Source organism: Treponema peruense (assembly GCF_016117655.1).
Classification (GTDB): Bacteria; Spirochaetota; Spirochaetia; order Treponematales; family Treponemataceae; genus Treponema_D; species Treponema_D peruense.
In genome coordinates this window covers 1,384,423-1,402,791 of the sequence record NZ_CP064936.1, presented here as the reverse complement: position 1 = coordinate 1,402,791, position 18,369 = coordinate 1,384,423, and the positions used below count along the sequence as shown (strand labels likewise).

Genomic DNA, 18,369 nt, shown 5'->3' with positions numbered 1-18,369 from the left:
AACATCCGTCTTTAAGTTGATATGTTTATCATAACATATATAAGGCTTATTGTTCTTTTTATTTTGCTGCTATTATTAAAATTACGGATTTATACGAAAAAAATTGTTACGTTTTGAAACAGAACGATTATGTGGAAGATATGTAATATAACCTGCCGTTTCTGCCGATAATACAATTTATGGAAGAAAAAGCATTGCATTCCCTTGCACAGACACAGGATTCTCTCAGGGAATTTATTCAATCCCAGTCAGACAAGGCGACAGATTTAACTAATATATCTGCACAGGAATTTCTGGAGCGTTTCCAAAAATACACAGAAGCTGAACGGCAGGAAGCATTCAACCGCAAAATCAAACTTTCCAAACTTGAATACGACGGCGAAAAAGATTTGTTTCTGGATACATTCAAAAGTGATGACACACGCGACGCATACTGCAGGTCAATAAATTTTGCAGAAGAATATGCAGCAACCCTGGATAAGTCGCTTTTGGAATTTACACCTGCCGAAGCCGACGATTTCATCTATTCACAGAAAAACCGTGCTCCTGCATCAATAAGACGTGATGTTGCGGCTGTATCAAGTTTTTTTACATTTCTTGAGCGGCGCCACAAGGGAATTTCAAACCCGTTCCGCGGAACACGTGCCAGACCAAAAAAAACACCTGTCAGGCCAAGCGCTTACCCTACCGAAAAAGAAGTTGAATACATAATTTCCCATTTGAAAGACAAGAAACTTTCTCTGATTGTCTACATTATTGCACACCGCGGACTCAGAATCGGTGCTTTTCAGGGTATTTCAATACGTGAATGCAATTTCAAGACTGTCAGCAAAGGAAAAGAATACAAAGGAACTTTTTCGCCTCAGATAATCCAAATGATTAAAGCGCAGAAACTGCCTCTTACTGCACCATTTGCAGATCTTGATACCGTAAGCCTTAAGTCAAAGATAAAATATGAAGTAGAAAAAATGTATCTTGCAGGCGAAATAAATGCACCCTACTCGGCACATGACTTCCGCCACTACTTTGCCGCAACAGAATATGCAAAGGATCATGATATTTACAGGGTATCAAAACTTCTTAACCACGCAAATATAACAGTTACCGAAACCTATTTGAAAAGCATAGATGTTATTCTTTAATTCTATAAAAAAAACGGCTGTCTTCTTACCGGACAGCCGCTTTTGTCAACTTGATTCCAAACTACAGATTTTCACAAAGCCATGACTTGAAGCTTTCGTAATCTTTTCCCATAGGAATTGCATGGTCAGGAAGAGACATAACCCTTGCAAGTCTGTCAGGAATTCCCGGTTCGCGGCCAATCGCATTTACTACAGTTGCACCGAATTTCGCAGGATGTGCCGTCTCAAGAACAATTCCGACTGCTTTTTTATCAGCAACGCTCTGTGCCCATTCCGGAACATTGTTGCTGAGACCAGGTTTTGCAGGGTCAGTATCCAGCTTGCCTTCCATAAGTTTTTCCATATCACCGCTACGAATGTCATTCCATGCCTTCCATGCAACAGCACCGTGCGGGTCAATAATATAACCGGTTTTGTCGTGACAGGCTCTGATGGCTTCAAGTGTACCTGCATCGTCAGTCCAGTAAGAAGCAAATTTAGCCCTTACCTGCTCAAGTGTATAAAGAGAACTGATTCGTTCATAGTTACTCGGTGCACCTACATCCATAGCGTTGCTCAGTGTTGCAACAGAAGGACGTGCCTTGTATTCACCTGTAGAAATCCAGTCAGGAACAGTGTGGTTTGAATTTGTAGCCGCAACAAAACCGTCTATAGGAGCACCCATTTCTGCAGCAATAAGACCGCTTGTAAGATTTCCGAAGTTTCCGCTCGGAACAACAGCAATTATAGATGCGTTGTCAATTTTGCTGTCATGCGGAATTCTGTTCTTTACAACCAGAGAAGAATACATATAGTAAAAACTCTGAGGCAAAAGTCGTGAAATGTTGATTGAATTGGCAGATGAAAGCCTGAATTTGCTTCTGAGTTCGGTATCGGTAAATGCTGTTTTGACAAGTTTCTGGCAGTCGTCAAAAGTCCCCTTTACCTTAAGAGCACGCACGTTTCCGTCAAATGTAGAAAGCTGCTTTTCCTGGAGAGGAGAAATTTTTCCGTCGGGGTAAAGAATGGTTACATCAATTCCTGGAACATTATGAAAAGCACTTCCAACAGCCGATCCTGTATCGCCGCTTGTAGCAACAAGAATATGCAGGTTTGTGTCTTCACCCCTGTTAAAATAAGACATTACGCGGGCCATGAATCTGGCACCAAAATCCTTGAATGCACATGTAGGTCCGTGAAACAGTTCAAGAACATATGTAACAGGATCAATCGGAACAATCTGTGCAGAAAAAGGATATGCATCTTGGATAATTGATTCCAAATCTGAATCCGGAATTTCACCTTTTACATACGGTTTTGCCATTTCAAAGGCAATTTCCCTGAACGAAGGCTCAGGTGTTCTATTTAAGAATGCTGAATCAAGCTTTGGAAATTCAACCGGAATATAAAGTCCCCCGGTTTCGGAGTTCATTCCGTTCATCACTGCCGTTCTAAAATCAACGGCTACTTTTTTATCACGGGTATCGGTGTAAATCATTTGCAAATCCTAAAATAAATTTCAATAATTATACTATTTTTATTCATTAATTGCAACTTATATTGGAATCTGCAAAAATCACTCCAGTCCCAGTGCCATACATGCCTGTTCTGCCGCTGCCTGTTCTGCGGACTTTTTGTTTTTTCCTGCAGCAGGACCGTAAACAACATCTCCAAGCCTTACAGAAATATAAAATGTTCTGTCGTGATCAGGGCCTGAAGTACGCTCCAGCTTGTACAATGGACAGGAACGCATTTTTTTCTGGTAAAATTCCTGAAGAATTGTTTTGTAATCCTTTGTTCCACGGTCATTCTGCACTTTGCGGATTTCAGGAACAATGAATTCAAGTACAAATTTTTCTGCCGCTTCATATCCCGAATCAAGATATAGCGCACCTATAACCGCTTCAACTGCATCTGCAAGAATTGCCTTTTTTGTCCTTCCGCCCGAAAGTTCCTCTCCCCGTCCCATAATCAGGTAACGGTCAATATGCATTTTTTCAAGACCAATCGGGGCAAGAGTTTTTTCGCTTACAACATTTGCCTTGATTTTTGCAAGGTCCCCTTCAGGGTTGTCCATCATGTCTTCATATAAAAACGCAGCAGTTGCAAGCCCCAGAACACTGTCTCCAAGAAACTCAAGCCGTTCGTTATTGTAGCATTTGTATTCGCTGTTTTCGTTGGAAAAGGATCTGTGGTGAAAAGCCAGGTCAAGCAGGTTAAGACTTTTGAATTTAAGGTTAAGATTTCTGCAGAATTCCTCAAGCATACGGCGTCTTTTGCCGTCCAGTTTTTTTGATTCGTAAAATATGTCTCTTAAATTCATTCTTTTTGCCCAATTATTTAAATAAAAAAAAGCACTGTACTTTTAATACAGTGCCTCCCTTAAAGAAACTACGAAAATTACTGCTGCTGTGAGCGGATAAAGTCGTAAGCATCCTTTACAGTTTCAAACTCGTTAGCCTTGTCATCCGGAATCTGGACTCCCATTTCCTCTTCGATGGCATAAACAAGCTCGTATGTATCAAGACTGTCAGCTCCGAGGTCTCCGCGGAATGAAGATTCCATTGTTACCTTAGCTGGGTCAAGATCAAGTTTCTCTGCAATAAGCTTCTGAATTTTCTCAAAAAGTTCGTCCATTTTATTCTCCTGAATTATTAGCCGTTAACTTCCGGTGTAATCACCTGACGTCCACGATAGAAACCGCACTTCTGGCAAACATGATGCTGAAGAACAAGGTTTCCACAATTGCTGCAAGCAACAAGGTGTGGTGTGTCGAGATGCATATTAACACCGCGTCTTCTTTTTGTTACGGCCTTTGAAGTTTTCGATCTAGGTACTGCCATAATATATAACCTCGCTATAATTTTTAGTCGTCTGTATAACGTTGCTTATATTACTACAGATTCCTATTTCATGTCAAGAATTATATAGCCATTTTGTGCTAAATGTCAATAAAAAAATCTGACAAAATCACAGAATTTGTCAAAATAATTGATTTTAAGCTGTTTTCCTGGTTAATCAGCCTTTTGACAATACTTTTTTCTTAATTCTTCGGCAACAACTGGTGGAACCATGGCACTTACGTCACCGTTATATCTTGCAACTTCTTTTATACTGCTGGAACGTATCAAAAAGAATTTCTGTTCAGTCGGAACAAAAAGTGTTTCCACGTCACTGTCCAGGGATTTATTCAGCAGGGAAAGATCAAATTCATATGAAAAATCCATTGAATTTCTTATTCCGCGCAGGAGAACTTTTGCACCCGTCTGCTTGCAGTAGTCTACGACAAGTTTGTTCCAGCAGTGAACTGTAACATTTTTGTAGTTTTTTGTAAGTTCAGAAATCATGTTAAAACGTTCCTTTTCGGTAAAAAGGCATTTTTTGTCGGGATTTACAGAAATAAGAACGTCAATTTTGTCAAAAAGCCGGCTTGCTCTTTCTATAATATTAAGGTGACCGTATGTTGGAGGATCAAAAGATCCGGGAAAAACAGCAGTTGTCATGGGAAAAGTTTATCAGAATTCAGCAATTTAAACAATAAAAAATTGACCAAAGTTGATAATCGTATTAAAATAATTTTCATGAAAACAAATAAATTAATTAAAATTGCAGGACTTTTTGTCGCGGCAGCTGCAGGTCTTACAGGATGTGAATCTGCGAAAGTTGAACCTCAGCCGGCTCCCGTACAGAAAACAGAAGAAGAATCTTCTATAGATGTCATAATAGATGAAGAAGTTATCGGTTCTGTTTCGGAAGATGATGAATACACCCGCTCTACTTCCAATGTCAGCGTAAGTAAAGAAGTTTTTACAGATGACAAAAAGAAAATTCTCGATATAATTGCAGATCTTGATGTAATAATGAAGGAAATGGATTACGGGGCATGGGTTACCTACCTGGATGAAGAAAGTGCCGCTTACTGGTCAAGACGCGCCAACCTTCAGAAAGCAGCATCTCGTCTTCCTGTAAAAGGTCTCAAGCTGAACTCCCTTCAGGATTACTTTAAGTTTGTCTTTGTTCCATCAAGGGCAGGACATACAGTTGACGAAATCCGTTACGAAACGGAAAGTCTTGTAAAGGCAGTCCAGGTTTCTGATGAAACTGATGTTGTTTATTATAATTTTCACAAGATTGACGGAAAATGGAAACTTTCACTGCCACCGATTGACAACTGATTCCTGTTTTTATAACAGATTGATTTTTTGTATACTTTATATTAGAATATAATGAAGATTCCATCAGGAGGAATAAAATAATGAATTTTAGAAAGCTTATAACGGGAGCCGCATTCTGCGCGTTGTTTACAGGAATTTTATTTGCGCAGACTTCAGAGCAGCGTTCCGAAACAACCGTTGAAGATGAGTATCTGAGCAGTGTTGAAGATGTTATTATAAAGGAGCTTTCTGCCTCCGATGAATATGACAACAAACTTGTGGCGCTTCAGTATCTTGAAAACGCAATTGAAAACGGACGTTCTTCTCCCGATATGATTACAGCCCTTAACGGACTTGCAGGTGAAGGAATAACAAAACAGTCACGTACAAACGGCCGTGTAATGAACAATTACCCCGATATCCGTGCAAAAGCCTGTGACCTTCTTGGTGAACTTCCGTCAGAAGAGTCAAAGAATACTCTTGTTACCATTGCCCTTGACGACAAAGAACCTATGGTTGTTACATCAGCAATCCGTGCACTCGGAAACATCGGTATCAATGACAATGACGAAGTTGTAAGTATGATTCAGTTTGTTCACAAAAAGTATGCTGCACTCAACCCTACCAGTTCACTTGCCCTTGAAGTTCTCAATGCATATGAAAAACTTGCTCCTACAGTTCAGGACAAGAGTGCAATGATTCAGTCAATAAGTGAAATAGGAACAAATTATCATTATGTAACACCTGTCAGAACAAAGGCTCTGCAGCTGTTGCGTGATATGCAGGGTGGCGGTTCAAAGTCAAACTCTACTGCTGCTGCAAAATAATATACAATTACAGTAATCAAAAAAAGCGGCGCAAGTACTTGCTTAACCTGCGCCGCTCTGTTTTTTTTGAGAGATACGGGACTCGAACCCACAACCTTCGGCTCCGGAGGCCGATGCTCTATCCAATTGAGCCAATCTCTCAGTTTAAGTTTTTTCTTTTGGTAATCTCTGAAAACTTCTGTTTCCAGAACTTCCCTTTAATGAAAAAAAGAATATAGTTTAACATCAAAATTGTCAACATTATGGATCCAATTATATTAGCATCATCATCACCAAGACGGCAGGAAATTCTTCGCAGCCTTAATATTCCGTTTATTGTAAACCCGGCAGAAATTGACGAAACAATTCCTGAAGACATCAAAAAAGAAAATGCGGCAGAATATCTTGCATCAAGAAAAATTGACGCAGTTGCACACCGTCTTCAGCAGGAACAGAATCCCGGATGGATTCTTGGGGCAGATACACTCATTCTTTACAGAGGCAGAATTTACGGCAAGCCTTCTGACCAGAATGAAGCCAAAAAGTTTATAACAGATCTTCAGGGTTCAACCCACAAAGTTATTTCAGGAATTGCCCTTTTTAATGGAAAAATTCATGACATAAGTACCAGAACAAGTATAAATAAGGTTACATTTGCCCCAATGTCAGAAAAGGAAATAGACTGGTACGTAAGAACAGCGGAATGGCACGGTGCCGCCGGTGGATACAGGATACAGGGTCTGGCTTCGTGCTTTATTGAGAAGATTGAAGGAACTGAAAGTTCTGTCATGGGGTTGCCTATTTATGAGCTTTATGATATTCTCAAGGAACAGGGCTACCCATTTTTATAAATGAAGTTCTGTCGGGCAGATTGCGGACCGTTAGTTGCAGTAATCTGTTACGAAATCTTCCGGACCGGCTTTAAGGGGTCGGTCACGAGAAAAAAGGCTAGGTGGAAAAACTTAATTGTTTTTCCGGTGAAGGAGTTACTCATGGCAGTTGTAACCATGAAAAGTCTGCTTGAGTCCGGCGTACATTTCGGACATCAGGTAAAGCGTTGGGATCCCCGCATGAAGAAGTATATCTTCGCAGAACGCAACGGAATCCATATTATTGATCTTCAGAAGACCATCACTGCTATTAAAGACAGTTATGATCAGATTCGCAAGGTCGCAGCATCAGGAAAATCAGTTCTTTTCGTAGGAACAAAGAAACAGGCACAGCAGGCTATCCAGAAGGAAGCAGAGCGCTGCGGAATGTTCTACGTAAATAACCGCTGGCTTGGCGGTACTCTCACAAACTTCTCTACTATAAAGAAATCACTTCTCAGACTTAAGAAAATCGAAAAAATGGAGATTGACGGTACATTCGACAATCTTACAAAGAAAGAAGTTGCCGGTCTTCTTAAGGAAAAAGAAAAGCTTACAAAGAATTACGGCGGAATGAAAGATATGAAGGAACTCCCAGGAGCAATCTTCATTATTGACACACACAAAGAGCAGATCGCTGTAGCAGAAGCTCACCGCATGGGTATTCCTATTATTGCTATTGTAGATACAAACTGCAACCCAGAAGGAATTGATTATCCTATTCCTGGTAACGATGATGCTATCCGTGCAATCAGTCTCTTTACTTCTATCATTGCAAATGCAGTTATTGAAGCAGACAACGAACAGGGACTCAAGATTATTGAGACTCTCGGTGACGAAGAAGACATTACAACAGATGCTTCTACAAAGAAAGAAGATGAAGAAATCGTCGATTATTCAAACTACACTCCTACTGAAACAAAAGAAGAGGATGCTGAAGCAGACAAGAAAGACGAGCAAGATCTTATCGACGAAGACAAAGTTTATAACAAATAAATTTGTCTCCCCTATCCGGCCTGTCAAAGTTTTTTCTGGCCGGAATTTTTAATTCTTTTTGGAGTAAAATATGGCTATTACAGCAGCTATGGTAAAAGACCTGCGCGAACAGACCGGCGCTGGCATGATGGATTGCAAAAAGGCACTTGTTGACACAAACGGTGACTTTGACGCAGCTGCAAAACTTCTCAAGGAAAAGGGACTTGCAGCAGTTGCCAAGCGTGCAGAGCGTGCAACCAGTGAAGGACGCATCTTTATCCGCCAGAACGGAAATAAAGTTGCAGTTGTTGAACTTGTTTGCGAAACAGACTTTGTTGCCAAAAATCAGGAATTCATTGCCTGTGGTGAAAAGATTCTTGATGAAATTTTCGAAAAGGGATACACAACAATCGAGAAGGAACTTTCTGATACACTTCTTGACTTTGCAACACGTACACGCGAAAACATGTCTCTTGCAAAGATTAAGGTAATCGATGTTCCTGAAAACTCAGTTGCCGGAATCTACATTCATACAGACTTTAAGACAGCAGCAGTTACAATCGTTAAGGGTTCTACAGACGACAAGGTTAAGGAATTTGCACGCGACTGTTGTATGCACCTTGCAGCATTCACACCTTCTTACATTAAGCAGGAAGATGTTCCTCAGTCTTACATCGATGAGCAGAAGGATATCTTTAAGGCTCAGATGGATCAGGATCCGAAGATGGCATCAAAGCCACAGAATGTTAAGGACGGAATTCTTCAGGGTAAGATCAACAAGCATCTTGCAGAAATCTGTTTTGTAGACCAGATGTTCGTAAAGGATGACAAAAAGTCAGTTACAGAAAAGCTCGCAGAAGTCGGTAAAGATGTCGGAGCCAAGCTTGAATTCGGTGAAATAGATCTTTTGCTTTTGGGAAAATAATTCCATTTTAGGAACAGGTTTGTTAAAAAGTTTTTTGAAGCGCATATTTTGTGGTACAAAAGTTTTTTAACATCCTGTTCCTTATTTTAAATTCCACAGGGGGAAAATATGGCAGGCGATAACGAAAGCCGCATGGAAAAAACGGTTAACGCATTAAAGGAAGAATACAATTCAATTCGTACAGGAAGAGCAAGCGCCTCTATTTTTGACAAGGTTCGTGTTGATTATTACGGAACCCCTACACCTCTAAACCAGGTTGGAACAATTTCTATTCCTGAAGCGCGCATGATTGTTGTTTCTCCTTTTGACAAATCTCTTATTGGCGCTATTGAAAAGGCAATCCAGAAAGCCGAACTTGGACTCAATCCAAGTAATGACGGAAAAGTAATCCGCATCGCTATTCCGCCACTTACAGCTGAACGCAGAAAGGATCTTGTAAAACAGGCAAAAGCTACTGCTGAAAATTATCGTACAACAATCCGCAATGTAAGAAGAGACGGAAACGAAGATCTGAAGAAGCAGCAGAAAGCCGGCGAAATTACAGAAGACCAGCTTAAGCTTGAGTCAGATAAACTTCAGAAACTTACAGACAAGTATATAGAAGAAATAAATAAGGCCTACGAAGCCAAAGAAAAAGAAATAATGGAATAATTCTGTGGACGGCTCATTAATAAACAATTCAGCGGCCGTACCTGTTCATGTGGGAATTATTATGGACGGAAACGGGCGCTGGGCTAAAAATCGTAATTTACCTCGCACAAACGGTCATCTTGAAGGCTTAAAGCGTGCAAAAGAAATTGCGAAGGCTGCTGCTGACATGGGTATAAAGTACCTTACGCTTTATGTTTTTTCTACTGAAAACTGGAAGCGTACCCAGCAGGAAGTCGGGTTTTTAATGGGCCTGATTCACACTCATCTAAGGCAGGAACTTAAGTTCTATAAAGAAAATAATATCAGAGTACGTCTTCTTGGTGATATTACTGGACTTCCTTCTGATATTCAGACTGATATTACTGCTGCCCAAAACGACACCAGAGTTTTTAATGGTTTGACTCTTTCGCTTGCAATTAATTATGGTGGAAGGGATGAAATTGTCAGGGCTGTAAAAAAAATTGTTGATTCAGGCTGTAAGTCAGATGCAATTAATGATGCTTTCATTTCTGAAAAAATGGATATTCCGGAACTTCCTGATGCTGACTTGCTTATCCGTACTGGCGGAGAAAAGCGTCTTAGTAATTTTCTAATGTGGCATGCGGCCTATGCTGAACTGGTTTTTACAGATACATTATGGCCTGATTATTTTGAAAAAGAGTTTATTATCAATATAGAAGAATTTCAAAAACGTAGCAGAAGATTTGGAGCCGTACCGGTATGAATAAAATATTATCTCGGTTATTTGTTTTTTTTGTCGGCATTCCTCTTGTTATTCTAATTGTTTGCCTTCCCTATTTTAATCATCTTGCACTTCATGTTTTGATTTGTGCGATTACTTTTATTGCTGCAACAGAACTTTATGATATTTATAAGATAAATCATCCGCTTTTGTCAAAAAAACTGATTGTCGGATGCTCTGTTTTTATTCCGGTTATCGGAATGATTTATGCTGTTCTTCCTGCTGTTACGGGAAAGTCTTTCCCTGTTGGACAGGAAATTATTACATACGCGCTTATAGTTGACTTTCTTCTTCTGCTTTTTTCAGAAGTGATTACGGCAAAAACATTTGAAACTTCAAATACCCGAATAGCGTCTTCTGTTTTTATTGTACTTTATTCAGGTTATATTATTACATTTATTTCAAGAATGACTGTTATTGAAATTGGCGGTAATAATATTACTACACCACTGGTTTCTGTTTTTCTGCTTATGGTTTTTATGTGCGACAGTCTGGCATGGCTATTCGGTGTGCTTCTTGGAAAAAACAACCGCGGGGTCGTAAAGGCTAGTCCAAATAAAAGTGTTATGGGATTTATAGGCGGCTTTGCAGGTTCAATTGCGGCCGGTGTTCTGGGATATATTCTCTGGCCGAATATTTTTCATGGTTCAATTTTAAAAATAATTTTTATGGGAATATGTATTGCATTCTCTTCTATTGTAGGTGACCTTACGGAATCTATTTTCAAACGTTCTGCGGGCGTAAAGGATTCGGGACATGTTATTCCGGGTAGAGGCGGTGTTTTGGATTCGATAGATTCTATTCTTATGTCTGCCCCTGTTTTCTATCTGATGATTTCTATTTTGTACGGTATTTAATGAAAAAAAGAGTTCTTGTTTTAGGTTGCACAGGTTCTATCGGTTCGCAGACTATTGATATTATAAGGAATATGCCTGAACGCTTTGAACTTTGCGGCGTTGCAGCAGGTCATAATGCAAGGGCAGTAGAAAAACTGTGTTCGGAATTCGGCTGTAAGGGGACTGTTTTTTCTTCTGACGGAACAGAAGGTCTTAAAAACCTTATTGAATCTTCAAATGCTGATATTGCTGTTAACGGAATAGCCGGTGCTGCAGGTTTGGAACCGTCTGTTATGGTTCTTGAAGCTGGAATAGATCTTGCCCTTGCAAACAAAGAGACTGTTGTAATGGCATGGCCTGTAATTCTTGGTATTGCAAGAAAATCACGCGCTTCTATAATTCCGGTTGACAGTGAACATTCAGCTGTATTCAATCTTACGCAAAAAATTGGTTCTGAAAATATTTCGGAACTTGTAATAACTGCAAGCGGTGGTCCATTCAGGAATTTTACAGATGAACAGCTGGCAAATGTTACCGTTGAGCAGGCGTTAAAGCACCCTACTTGGAACATGGGCCCCAAAATTACAATTGACAGTGCTTCACTTGCAAACAAAGGCCTTGAAGTAATTGAAGCTTGCAGACTTTTTGGATTTGACGCAGAGAATGTAAAGGTTGTGGTTCACCCGCAGAGCCTTATTCATTCACTTGTAAGAACAAAAGACGGCGTACTTTATGCGCAGATTTCAAATCCGGATATGAGGCATCCTATTTTTGGCGCTTTGGTCTGGCCTGAATATGCACAAAATTATCTTGAGCCGTTTGATCTGGCTGGAAACGAAATGTCTTTCTTTAAGCCACGGACAGAATCTTTTCCGCTTTTGAAATATGCCTATGAATGTGCAAAAAAAGGCAATTCCTACCCTATAGCATTCAATGCCTCAAACGAAATTGCTGTTCAGGCTTTTATAGAAAAAAAATGTTCGTTCAGGCAGCTTGCACAAATTACGGAACTTACGCTACAGAAAGACTGGTCGGCTGTTCCGCTTTCTGTAAATGATGTTTTTGAAGCCGACAAACTGGCCCGGAAAACGGCACGCGGAATTCTGCTTTCGGTTAACGGAGGCTTTTGATGTCTGTTTTATGGGGAATTCTAGGACTTGGTTTTCTTGTTTTCTTTCATGAACTGGGGCACTATATTGCTGCAAGAATTTGCGGTGTTACTGTAGAAGCTTTTTCTATAGGAATGGGACCGGTTCTTTTTCATAAAGAAAATGGCGGCACCGACTACAGGATTTCACTTATTCCACTTGGCGGATACTGTTCCATGAAGGGTGAAAAAGATTTTCAGGATGCAATCGAATCCAAGTCTTCCTGCATAAACGGAGCTCCGGACTCTTTTTACGGTGTTCATCCTCTTAAGCGGCTTGCAATTGCATTTGCCGGCCCTTTTGCAAATGTACTGTTTTCTTTTCTTGCACTTACCGTTGTTGCCTGCGTGGGGTATTCCTATTACAGTGCAGGAACAAAAGTGAGCATGGCAGATGAAGTTTTTGAAGGAACTGTTTCGCCTGCACATATTGCCGGCATGCAGTCCGGTGACGAAATTATTTCTATAGACGGAAAGAAAACTGAAGACTTTTCACAGATTTATGAAATTGTCGGTTCCAGTCCGGACAAAGTGCTTAGGATAGAAGTAAACCGCAACGGCACTACATTGTTTTTTGACGTAAAATCTGAACTTGATAAAACTTCAGGCGGCGGTAAAATAGGAATTGTTTCGGACCCCGATTCTGTAGTCAAACGGGAATATCCGCCAAGAAATATTTTCAAGGCGTTTGCAGAAGGTTTTTCAAGAACCGCAGATATTCTTATTCTGACAGTAAAGTCGGTTTCAACACTTTTCAAAGGCGTCGATGTAACAAATGCCGTGTCAGGTCCTGTCAGAATTACAACAATTCTTGGTGACGGAATAAAAGAAGGCTTTTCCGCAGGATTTCGGGAAGGACTTGCCAGCACATTTGAACTTTTATCTCTTATAAGCATTTCCCTTTTTCTAACGAATCTTCTCCCTGTTCCGGTTCTTGACGGCGGACTCATTCTTTTTGCCTTTATTGAATGGGTTTCAGGAAAAAAACTGCATCCCAAGTTCTTATATTATATACAGTTTGTCGGTCTTGTCATTGTAGGCTCTCTTGTAGTTTTTGCTCTGGCAGGCGACATTTTCTACTTTACAGGAGGCTCCAAGTGAAAAAAATTCTGTCTGCCCTGGTTTTATTTTGTGCTTTTTTTGCAAATATAGTTGCACAACCATACACTTCAACGCAGTCGCATGAAGGAAAAGTAAATATGCTTTTTCCCTTTGAAAGCGAAACGTCACAGGACAAGTCATTTTATTCAATAGGAAATGACGGCTTTATTATTAAATGGGCCGACGACGGAATGGGCGAACACTACCAGATTACTGACATGCAGCTTCAGATGGTTGTTCGCAATCCTGCAACAGGTGATATTGCAGTATATGACACTGACGGAATTTCAGTTCACCGTGTGAGTGTTTTGAATTCAAAAACGTTTGCAAGACGCTACACAAAACGTTTTACCGACTCTGTTACATCGATTTCATTTTCAGAAAAAGGTACATACCTTATTGTCGGAACAGCTTCTGTAAACGGAACATATATAATCAATGCACGTACAGGTTCAATTTCAAAAAGGGCAAATGACATTACCGGTGTTGTAACTATGGCAAAGACAGGTCCTTCTGAAAAAACAGCCGTCATGTACTCGCCTACAGGTTCTTTGATTTATTACGATTTGACAAGAATGCGATTTATCAGAAAGTTTTCTACTGAAAGCAAACTTCAGCAGCCGGTTCTGTTTGGTTCAGGAAAACTCCAGAACAGATTTTTTGCCGGCGTCAGAGATAATGCCATTTATATAATTGATGCAACCAACGGAAAAACAATTGCCCAGTATTCGGCCAAAGATCCAATTATTTTTTCTTCACCCATGGACGGCGAAGATGATCAGGGACTTTATTTTACCACAAACAACGGACGCAACTATTCGCTGATGATGGTAAATGCCCAAACGCTTGTAGGACAGATTGGCGCGGGTTCTTCACAGATATTTAACCCGCCGGCGGCTCTTCTTGTAAAGTATTTTACGGGACTAAAAAGCCGTGATACTTTTACCTGCGGAACAAAAAATTCAGGTTCGGTAATTCTTGGAACTCAGTCCGGAAACATTTATACAATGACAGATATTCCCGAATCCGAAACATATTCACTTTTTCCTATTACAGAAAAAATGTATGAAAAAATATATGATTTGGACACCGACGGAACCGATTTTTATATTCTTACACGTGACTCTATTTTCAGAACGTCATATTCAAAAACTATTGAAAGGCTTTCCAGAAATTCAGGTTATACAAATCTGATTAAATACAATGACTATGCAATTCTCTGGTCAAAAAACACAAAAAAAACTGTGCAGCTTGCAAATCTTTCTGACAGTACGGCTCCTTCAGAAACGCTTCTTACCCCGCAAAATGAAATAAGAACACTCAGGGTATTTGGAAATAAAATAGTTTATATTCTCGGAACATCTTCTGTCGGAATTTTTGACATTGATTCCCGCACAAACGCTGAAGTTTATTCAGGAACATCCATTCAGGATGCGGCTCTTATTGATGACAACACACTTTATGTTGCAAAGACAAGTACCGGTAGCAATGATTCCCCGCTTATTTCTGTAAATATTCAGACAAAGGAAACTGTTCCGCTTAAATTTACCGGCAACGTAGCATTTTCTTTAAGCTATGACTATGAAAGACCTAATTCCCCTGTATACGGAATTGCAATCAAGACACTTAACGGCCGCCCGTCTACAGAAGTTTTTTCTTACAGTCCTTCTTCAAAACTCTATAAGGCAATGCTCAGACTTTCAGATGAAGACACTTCTGCATTTACTTCGCTTTATGCACCTTATCTTTATACAAACATCGGGCGCAACCAGGTTTATGTCTGCAACATCAATACAAGGCAGAATATGACACTCAGGCGCTCTGCTTCCATGCCGGTTAAGGCTGAATGTACTTCACAAAGAGTTGCTGTCCTTAACCACAACGGAAGCATTTCCTGGTACGCACCGAATTCACAGACCATCCTTAAAGACTGGTATCTTACTGTTGACGGCGATTGGTTTGAATTCTAAAAAAACTCTAAGTCTCTTTCCAGTCTATACTGAAGATAGATATAAAAAAACAACCACCCGCAAGACGGGTGGTTGTTTTTTTATATTCCGCAACCGCGTGAAAGAGCTTCTTTGTATACTTCCAGATATCCGTTTGCCGCAGAATCCCAGCTGAACGTTGTATCCATACCACGAAGCTGCATTTTGCGTATATCCTGCTTTTTGTTGTAGTACGCCCAAACCGCCCAGCCTACAGTGTCAAAGACTGCACGCGGTGTAAGGTTGTCAAAAACAAAACCTGTTCCGTCTGCATTGTTTTCATTGTAGTTTGCGACTGTATCAGCAAGACCGCCGGTTCTTCTTACAATAGGAAGAGTTCCGTAAAGCATTGAATAAATCTGATTTAATCCGCACGGTTCATATTTTGAAGGCATAAGGAAAAAGTCACTTCCTGCTTCAATAAGATGACTTAAAGCGTCATCGTACCCGATATAAGCACGCATGTTGGGGAGCTTGGACTGAAGAACATTTATCTCATTTTCACACCAGCTTTCACCGCTTCCCAAAACTGCAAACTGTACGTCCATCTTTGTACACATATCGTACATTGAACCATAGCCGGGAGCAAAAATTTCTGCTATACCCTTCTGTTCGGCAAGCCGGGTTACAATTCCAATGACCGGAACATCTTCCCTTACAGGAAGCCCCATTTTTTTCTGAAGTTCGGCCTTGCATTTTGCTTTACCGGACATATCCTTTGCAGAATAGCGGAAGGGAATTTTTTTATCAGTAGCAGGATTCCACTGCGTTAAGTCGGCTCCGTTAAGAATGCCACGAACCACTGCAGAACGTTCTCTTAAAAGACCGTCCATTCCAAATCCTCCTTCGGGAGTTTGGATTTCACGCGCATAAGTCGGAGAAACAGTAGTTATCATGTCTGAAGAAGAAATTCCTGCCTGAAGAAAATTGATTCCTCCGTTGTGTTCAAAGCTTGCACCGTAGAAAAGTCCCCAGTCAATTCCAAGCGCCGGGAATGAATCTTTGGAATACTGTCCCTGATAGCCCAGGTTGTGGATTGTAAGTACACTGGCTGTTTTTTCAAAACCGCAGTAACGGCAGACATGTTTCAGAAGAACAGGCGCAAGACAGGCAGACCAGTCGTGGGCATGTATTATATCAGGAAACCAGCCGAGTTTTCTGCACAGCTGGAACGCTCCGTGGCATAGAACGGCAAATCTGTACGGATTATCATGGAAATCGGTTTCACCGGCAACACCATAAACACCGTCCCTTCCGAAACAGGCTTCATGGTCAATAAAATAAACTTTGAGAGATTCGCAACCGGGCATTGCTGTAGTATAAACGGCAGACCATGTTTCCTGGATGCCTGCCGAAATTGCCATTGGTCCTTCAAGTTTCTGAAGTTTGGCACGGTCTATTTTATAATAGCGCGGCATTACAATCTTTACGTCATGTCCCATCTTTGAAAGTTGAATGGCCAGAGCACTGACCATGTCTGCTAGCCCGCCAGTCTTTGCAAAAGGTACAGCCTCTGCAGAAACCATTAGAATTTTCATACTTCCTCCCGAAGACAAATTGCCTTCTGATATGAATGACTTGGATTTATTTCTTTAAATCCTCTACCGCTTTTTTAAATGCGGAACGTGAATTCAAAATACAGCTTTCAGCAACACAATATGCCAGCCTGAACCAGCCCTTTCCTCCAAAACCGCTGCCTGGAGCTGCGAGAATAAGATATTTTTTCAAATAATCGCAGAATTCCATATCGTCACCGTCAAAATTGTCTGGTACTTTGCACCACATATAGAATGCACCTTCTGGAACCAGATGTTCTATTCCGGCTGCGTCCAAAACTTCCATAAGTTCGTTGCGCCGCTTTTCATAAAGTGAATAGTCAACATAGGCATTCCAGCATTTGCTTACAACGCGCTGAAAAAACGCAGGTGCATTAACGTAACCAAGAATGCGTGTTGTAAACGTACAGGCTGCAACTACATCATCTTTGTCCGGGCACACTGGGTTTACGCAGATATAGCCTATTCTTTCACCAGGAAGACTTAAATTCTTTGCAAAAGAAGTTACAACAACTGCACTGTCATAAAGCGGAAAAATCGCAGGCACTTTTTTATTGTCATAAATTATTGCCCGGTAAGGTTCATCACATATAAGATAAGGCTTTCTTTTGCCCGAAGCTGCATGTGCATTTAGAACAGAGACAAGGTCACGAATATTTTCTTCTGGATAAACCCGGCCAGTAGGATTATTGGGGCTGTTTATGATAACTGCGGCTGTTTTGTCTGTAAGGGAAGCAGCAATGGCATTTACATCGATTGAAAAATCTTTTGCCGCAGGAACTTCGATGAGTTTGCCGCCAAAGTTTTTTACATAATGTCTGTATTCTGTAAAAAAAGGAGCCGGAACAACAACTTCATCTCCTTCATTAAGAATGGCTTTTAAAAGGCTGTTAAGTGCACCGGCAGCCCCTACACTCATAACAACGCAGTCTGCATCAACGGGAACGCCCTGTTCTGCCGAAGTCTTTTCTGCCATGGCTTTTCTTGCAAACGGATAACCTGCATTGGGCATATAACCGTGAAAATTGCTTTCCCGAACTTCTGCCAGTTCTTCAGCGGCTTTGAATACGCTTTCAGGCGGGTCAAGATCGGGGTTTCCGAGGCTGAAGTCAAATACATTTTCTGCACCGTACTTTGCCTTAAGCTGAATTCCTTCTTCGAACATCTTTCGAATAACGCCCGAAGCCCTGCTGGTCATTGTTTCCTTAATATATGTTGAAATCGCCATACATACTCCTCATAAAAACATTTGAAGACTGTTTCAACAGTCGAAAAGGTTTTTATTGCGTTTTGCAACAACGTGAAAAACGCAGTTAAATTGAAAAGTTTGCAACGCAAACTTTAAGTTAAAAAAGCCGGCGCCATTCCGACGGATTTTTTATACATACTCCTCATAAAAACATTTGAAGACTGTTTCAACAGTCGAAAAGGTTTTTATTGCGTTTTGCAACAACGTGAAAAACGCAGTTAAATTGAAAAGTTTGCAACGCAAACTTTA

19 protein-coding genes and 1 tRNA gene are annotated in these 18,369 nt (G+C 40.6%); 12 read left to right on the top strand and 8 right to left on the bottom strand.

Going from position 1 to position 18,369, the window contains the following annotated elements; genetic code table 11:
• The first annotated feature begins 179 nt into the window (after positions 1-179).
• Positions 180-1,142 carry a site-specific integrase gene (locus tag IWA51_RS06455; RefSeq protein WP_177527997.1) on the top strand — a complete coding sequence of 321 codons (963 nt, stop codon included), beginning with the start codon at positions 180-182 and terminating at the stop codon, positions 1,140-1,142.
• Positions 1,143-1,203: 61 nt separating this feature from the next.
• Here the strand turns inward: IWA51_RS06455 and thrC are convergent, their stop codons facing one another.
• From thrC to coaD, 5 genes are all read right to left on the bottom strand, one after another.
• Positions 1,204-2,619 carry a threonine synthase gene (gene thrC / locus IWA51_RS06450; RefSeq protein WP_198441829.1) on the bottom strand — a complete coding sequence of 472 codons (1,416 nt, stop codon included), beginning with the start codon at positions 2,617-2,619 and terminating at the stop codon, positions 1,204-1,206.
• Between the two features lie 78 nt (positions 2,620-2,697).
• Entirely contained in the window at positions 2,698-3,444 is a 747-nt protein-coding gene (gene rnc, locus IWA51_RS06445; protein WP_198441828.1) for a ribonuclease III, read from the bottom strand.
• 77 nt (positions 3,445-3,521) lie between these two features.
• Positions 3,522-3,758, bottom strand: coding sequence for an acyl carrier protein (gene acpP, locus IWA51_RS06440; protein WP_177527994.1), 237 nt, complete (start codon positions 3,756-3,758; stop codon positions 3,522-3,524).
• Between the two features lie 17 nt (positions 3,759-3,775).
• Complete coding sequence (rpmF, locus tag IWA51_RS06435; protein WP_177527993.1) at positions 3,776-3,964, bottom strand: 50S ribosomal protein L32; 189 nt, start codon at positions 3,962-3,964, stop codon at positions 3,776-3,778.
• A gap of 171 nt (positions 3,965-4,135) precedes the next feature.
• Positions 4,136-4,624 (bottom strand): pantetheine-phosphate adenylyltransferase, encoded by a 489-nt coding sequence (gene coaD, locus IWA51_RS06430; RefSeq protein ID WP_177527992.1) that lies wholly within the window; start codon positions 4,622-4,624, stop codon positions 4,136-4,138.
• 78 nt (positions 4,625-4,702) lie between these two features.
• Between coaD and IWA51_RS06425 the strand changes: the two genes are divergently transcribed.
• Both IWA51_RS06425 and IWA51_RS06420 read left to right on the top strand, forming a co-directional pair.
• Positions 4,703-5,296: a hypothetical protein gene (locus IWA51_RS06425; RefSeq protein ID WP_230402619.1), complete on the top strand. Its 594-nt coding sequence runs from the start codon at positions 4,703-4,705 to the stop codon at positions 5,294-5,296.
• Between the two features lie 80 nt (positions 5,297-5,376).
• Positions 5,377-6,102 carry a HEAT repeat domain-containing protein gene (locus tag IWA51_RS06420; RefSeq protein WP_177527990.1) on the top strand — a complete coding sequence of 242 codons (726 nt, stop codon included), beginning with the start codon at positions 5,377-5,379 and terminating at the stop codon, positions 6,100-6,102.
• A 67-nt stretch (positions 6,103-6,169) separates the two neighbouring features.
• Here the strand turns inward: IWA51_RS06420 and IWA51_RS06415 are convergent.
• Positions 6,170-6,243: transfer RNA gene (locus tag IWA51_RS06415), tRNA-Arg, on the bottom strand.
• Positions 6,244-6,344: 101 nt separating this feature from the next.
• Between IWA51_RS06415 and IWA51_RS06410 the strand changes: the two genes are divergently transcribed.
• The 9 genes from IWA51_RS06410 (at position 6,345) to IWA51_RS06370 (ending at position 15,297) form a co-directional block, all read left to right on the top strand.
• A complete protein-coding gene (locus tag IWA51_RS06410) occupies positions 6,345-6,932 on the top strand; it encodes a Maf family protein (protein WP_177527989.1) in 588 nt (195 codons plus the stop codon).
• Between the two features lie 141 nt (positions 6,933-7,073).
• Positions 7,074-7,946: a 30S ribosomal protein S2 gene (rpsB, locus tag IWA51_RS06405; protein ID WP_177527988.1), complete on the top strand. Its 873-nt coding sequence runs from the start codon at positions 7,074-7,076 to the stop codon at positions 7,944-7,946.
• Positions 7,947-8,016: 70 nt separating this feature from the next.
• Positions 8,017-8,850, top strand: coding sequence for a translation elongation factor Ts (gene tsf / locus IWA51_RS06400; protein ID WP_177527987.1), 834 nt, complete (start codon positions 8,017-8,019; stop codon positions 8,848-8,850).
• A gap of 108 nt (positions 8,851-8,958) precedes the next feature.
• A complete protein-coding gene (gene frr, locus IWA51_RS06395; RefSeq protein ID WP_177527986.1) occupies positions 8,959-9,501 on the top strand; it encodes a ribosome recycling factor in 543 nt (180 codons plus the stop codon).
• 4 nt (positions 9,502-9,505) lie between these two features.
• A complete protein-coding gene (uppS, locus tag IWA51_RS06390) occupies positions 9,506-10,225 on the top strand; it encodes a polyprenyl diphosphate synthase (protein WP_268969347.1) in 720 nt (239 codons plus the stop codon).
• Positions 10,222-11,100 (top strand): phosphatidate cytidylyltransferase, encoded by an 879-nt coding sequence (locus IWA51_RS06385; protein WP_177527985.1) that lies wholly within the window; start codon positions 10,222-10,224, stop codon positions 11,098-11,100. The genes uppS and IWA51_RS06385 overlap by 4 nt, the downstream gene beginning before the upstream one ends.
• Positions 11,100-12,209, top strand: coding sequence for a 1-deoxy-D-xylulose-5-phosphate reductoisomerase (gene dxr, locus IWA51_RS06380; protein ID WP_198441827.1), 1,110 nt, complete (start codon positions 11,100-11,102; stop codon positions 12,207-12,209). Before IWA51_RS06385 ends, dxr begins: the two co-directional genes overlap by 1 nt.
• Positions 12,209-13,327 carry a M50 family metallopeptidase gene (locus IWA51_RS06375; protein WP_198441826.1) on the top strand — a complete coding sequence of 373 codons (1,119 nt, stop codon included), beginning with the start codon at positions 12,209-12,211 and terminating at the stop codon, positions 13,325-13,327. The genes dxr and IWA51_RS06375 overlap by 1 nt, the downstream gene beginning before the upstream one ends.
• Positions 13,324-15,297, top strand: coding sequence for a hypothetical protein (locus tag IWA51_RS06370; RefSeq protein WP_198441825.1), 1,974 nt, complete (start codon positions 13,324-13,326; stop codon positions 15,295-15,297). Before IWA51_RS06375 ends, IWA51_RS06370 begins: the two co-directional genes overlap by 4 nt.
• A gap of 80 nt (positions 15,298-15,377) precedes the next feature.
• On the opposite strand, the gene glgA is transcribed toward IWA51_RS06370, so the two are convergent.
• On the bottom strand, positions 15,378-16,853 hold the full coding sequence (gene glgA, locus IWA51_RS06365; RefSeq protein WP_198441824.1) for a glycogen synthase GlgA: 1,476 nt from the start codon (positions 16,851-16,853) through the stop codon (positions 15,378-15,380).
• 46 nt (positions 16,854-16,899) lie between these two features.
• Positions 16,900-18,099 (bottom strand): pyridoxal phosphate-dependent aminotransferase, encoded by a 1,200-nt coding sequence (locus tag IWA51_RS06360; protein WP_198441823.1) that lies wholly within the window; start codon positions 18,097-18,099, stop codon positions 16,900-16,902.
• Between the last annotated feature and the right edge of the window lie 270 nt (positions 18,100-18,369).

Bases quoted from the DNA above. Each gene is read 5' to 3' on its own strand.
- tsf (WP_177527987.1), top strand. From the start codon at position 8,017: ATGGCTATTACAGCAGCTATGGTAAAAGACCTGCGCGAACAGACCGGC.
- IWA51_RS06455 (WP_177527997.1), top strand. From the start codon at position 180: ATGGAAGAAAAAGCATTGCATTCCCTTGCACAGACACAGGATTCTCTC.
- rnc (WP_198441828.1), bottom strand. From the start codon at position 3,444: ATGAATTTAAGAGACATATTTTACGAATCAAAAAAACTGGACGGCAAA.
- frr (WP_177527986.1), top strand. From the start codon at position 8,959: ATGGCAGGCGATAACGAAAGCCGCATGGAAAAAACGGTTAACGCATTA.
- glgA (WP_198441824.1), bottom strand. From the start codon at position 16,853: ATGAAAATTCTAATGGTTTCTGCAGAGGCTGTACCTTTTGCAAAGACT.
- IWA51_RS06425 (WP_230402619.1), top strand. From the start codon at position 4,703: ATGAAAACAAATAAATTAATTAAAATTGCAGGACTTTTTGTCGCGGCA.
- IWA51_RS06375 (WP_198441826.1), top strand. From the start codon at position 12,209: ATGTCTGTTTTATGGGGAATTCTAGGACTTGGTTTTCTTGTTTTCTTT.
- IWA51_RS06360 (WP_198441823.1), bottom strand. From the start codon at position 18,099: ATGGCGATTTCAACATATATTAAGGAAACAATGACCAGCAGGGCTTCG.
- acpP (WP_177527994.1), bottom strand. From the start codon at position 3,758: ATGGACGAACTTTTTGAGAAAATTCAGAAGCTTATTGCAGAGAAACTT.
- IWA51_RS06385 (WP_177527985.1), top strand. From the start codon at position 10,222: ATGAATAAAATATTATCTCGGTTATTTGTTTTTTTTGTCGGCATTCCT.
- rpsB (WP_177527988.1), top strand. From the start codon at position 7,074: ATGGCAGTTGTAACCATGAAAAGTCTGCTTGAGTCCGGCGTACATTTC.
- thrC (WP_198441829.1), bottom strand. From the start codon at position 2,619: ATGATTTACACCGATACCCGTGATAAAAAAGTAGCCGTTGATTTTAGA.
- rpmF (WP_177527993.1), bottom strand. From the start codon at position 3,964: ATGGCAGTACCTAGATCGAAAACTTCAAAGGCCGTAACAAAAAGAAGA.
- IWA51_RS06420 (WP_177527990.1), top strand. From the start codon at position 5,377: ATGAATTTTAGAAAGCTTATAACGGGAGCCGCATTCTGCGCGTTGTTT.
- coaD (WP_177527992.1), bottom strand. From the start codon at position 4,624: ATGACAACTGCTGTTTTTCCCGGATCTTTTGATCCTCCAACATACGGT.
- dxr (WP_198441827.1), top strand. From the start codon at position 11,100: ATGAAAAAAAGAGTTCTTGTTTTAGGTTGCACAGGTTCTATCGGTTCG.
- IWA51_RS06410 (WP_177527989.1), top strand. From the start codon at position 6,345: ATGGATCCAATTATATTAGCATCATCATCACCAAGACGGCAGGAAATT.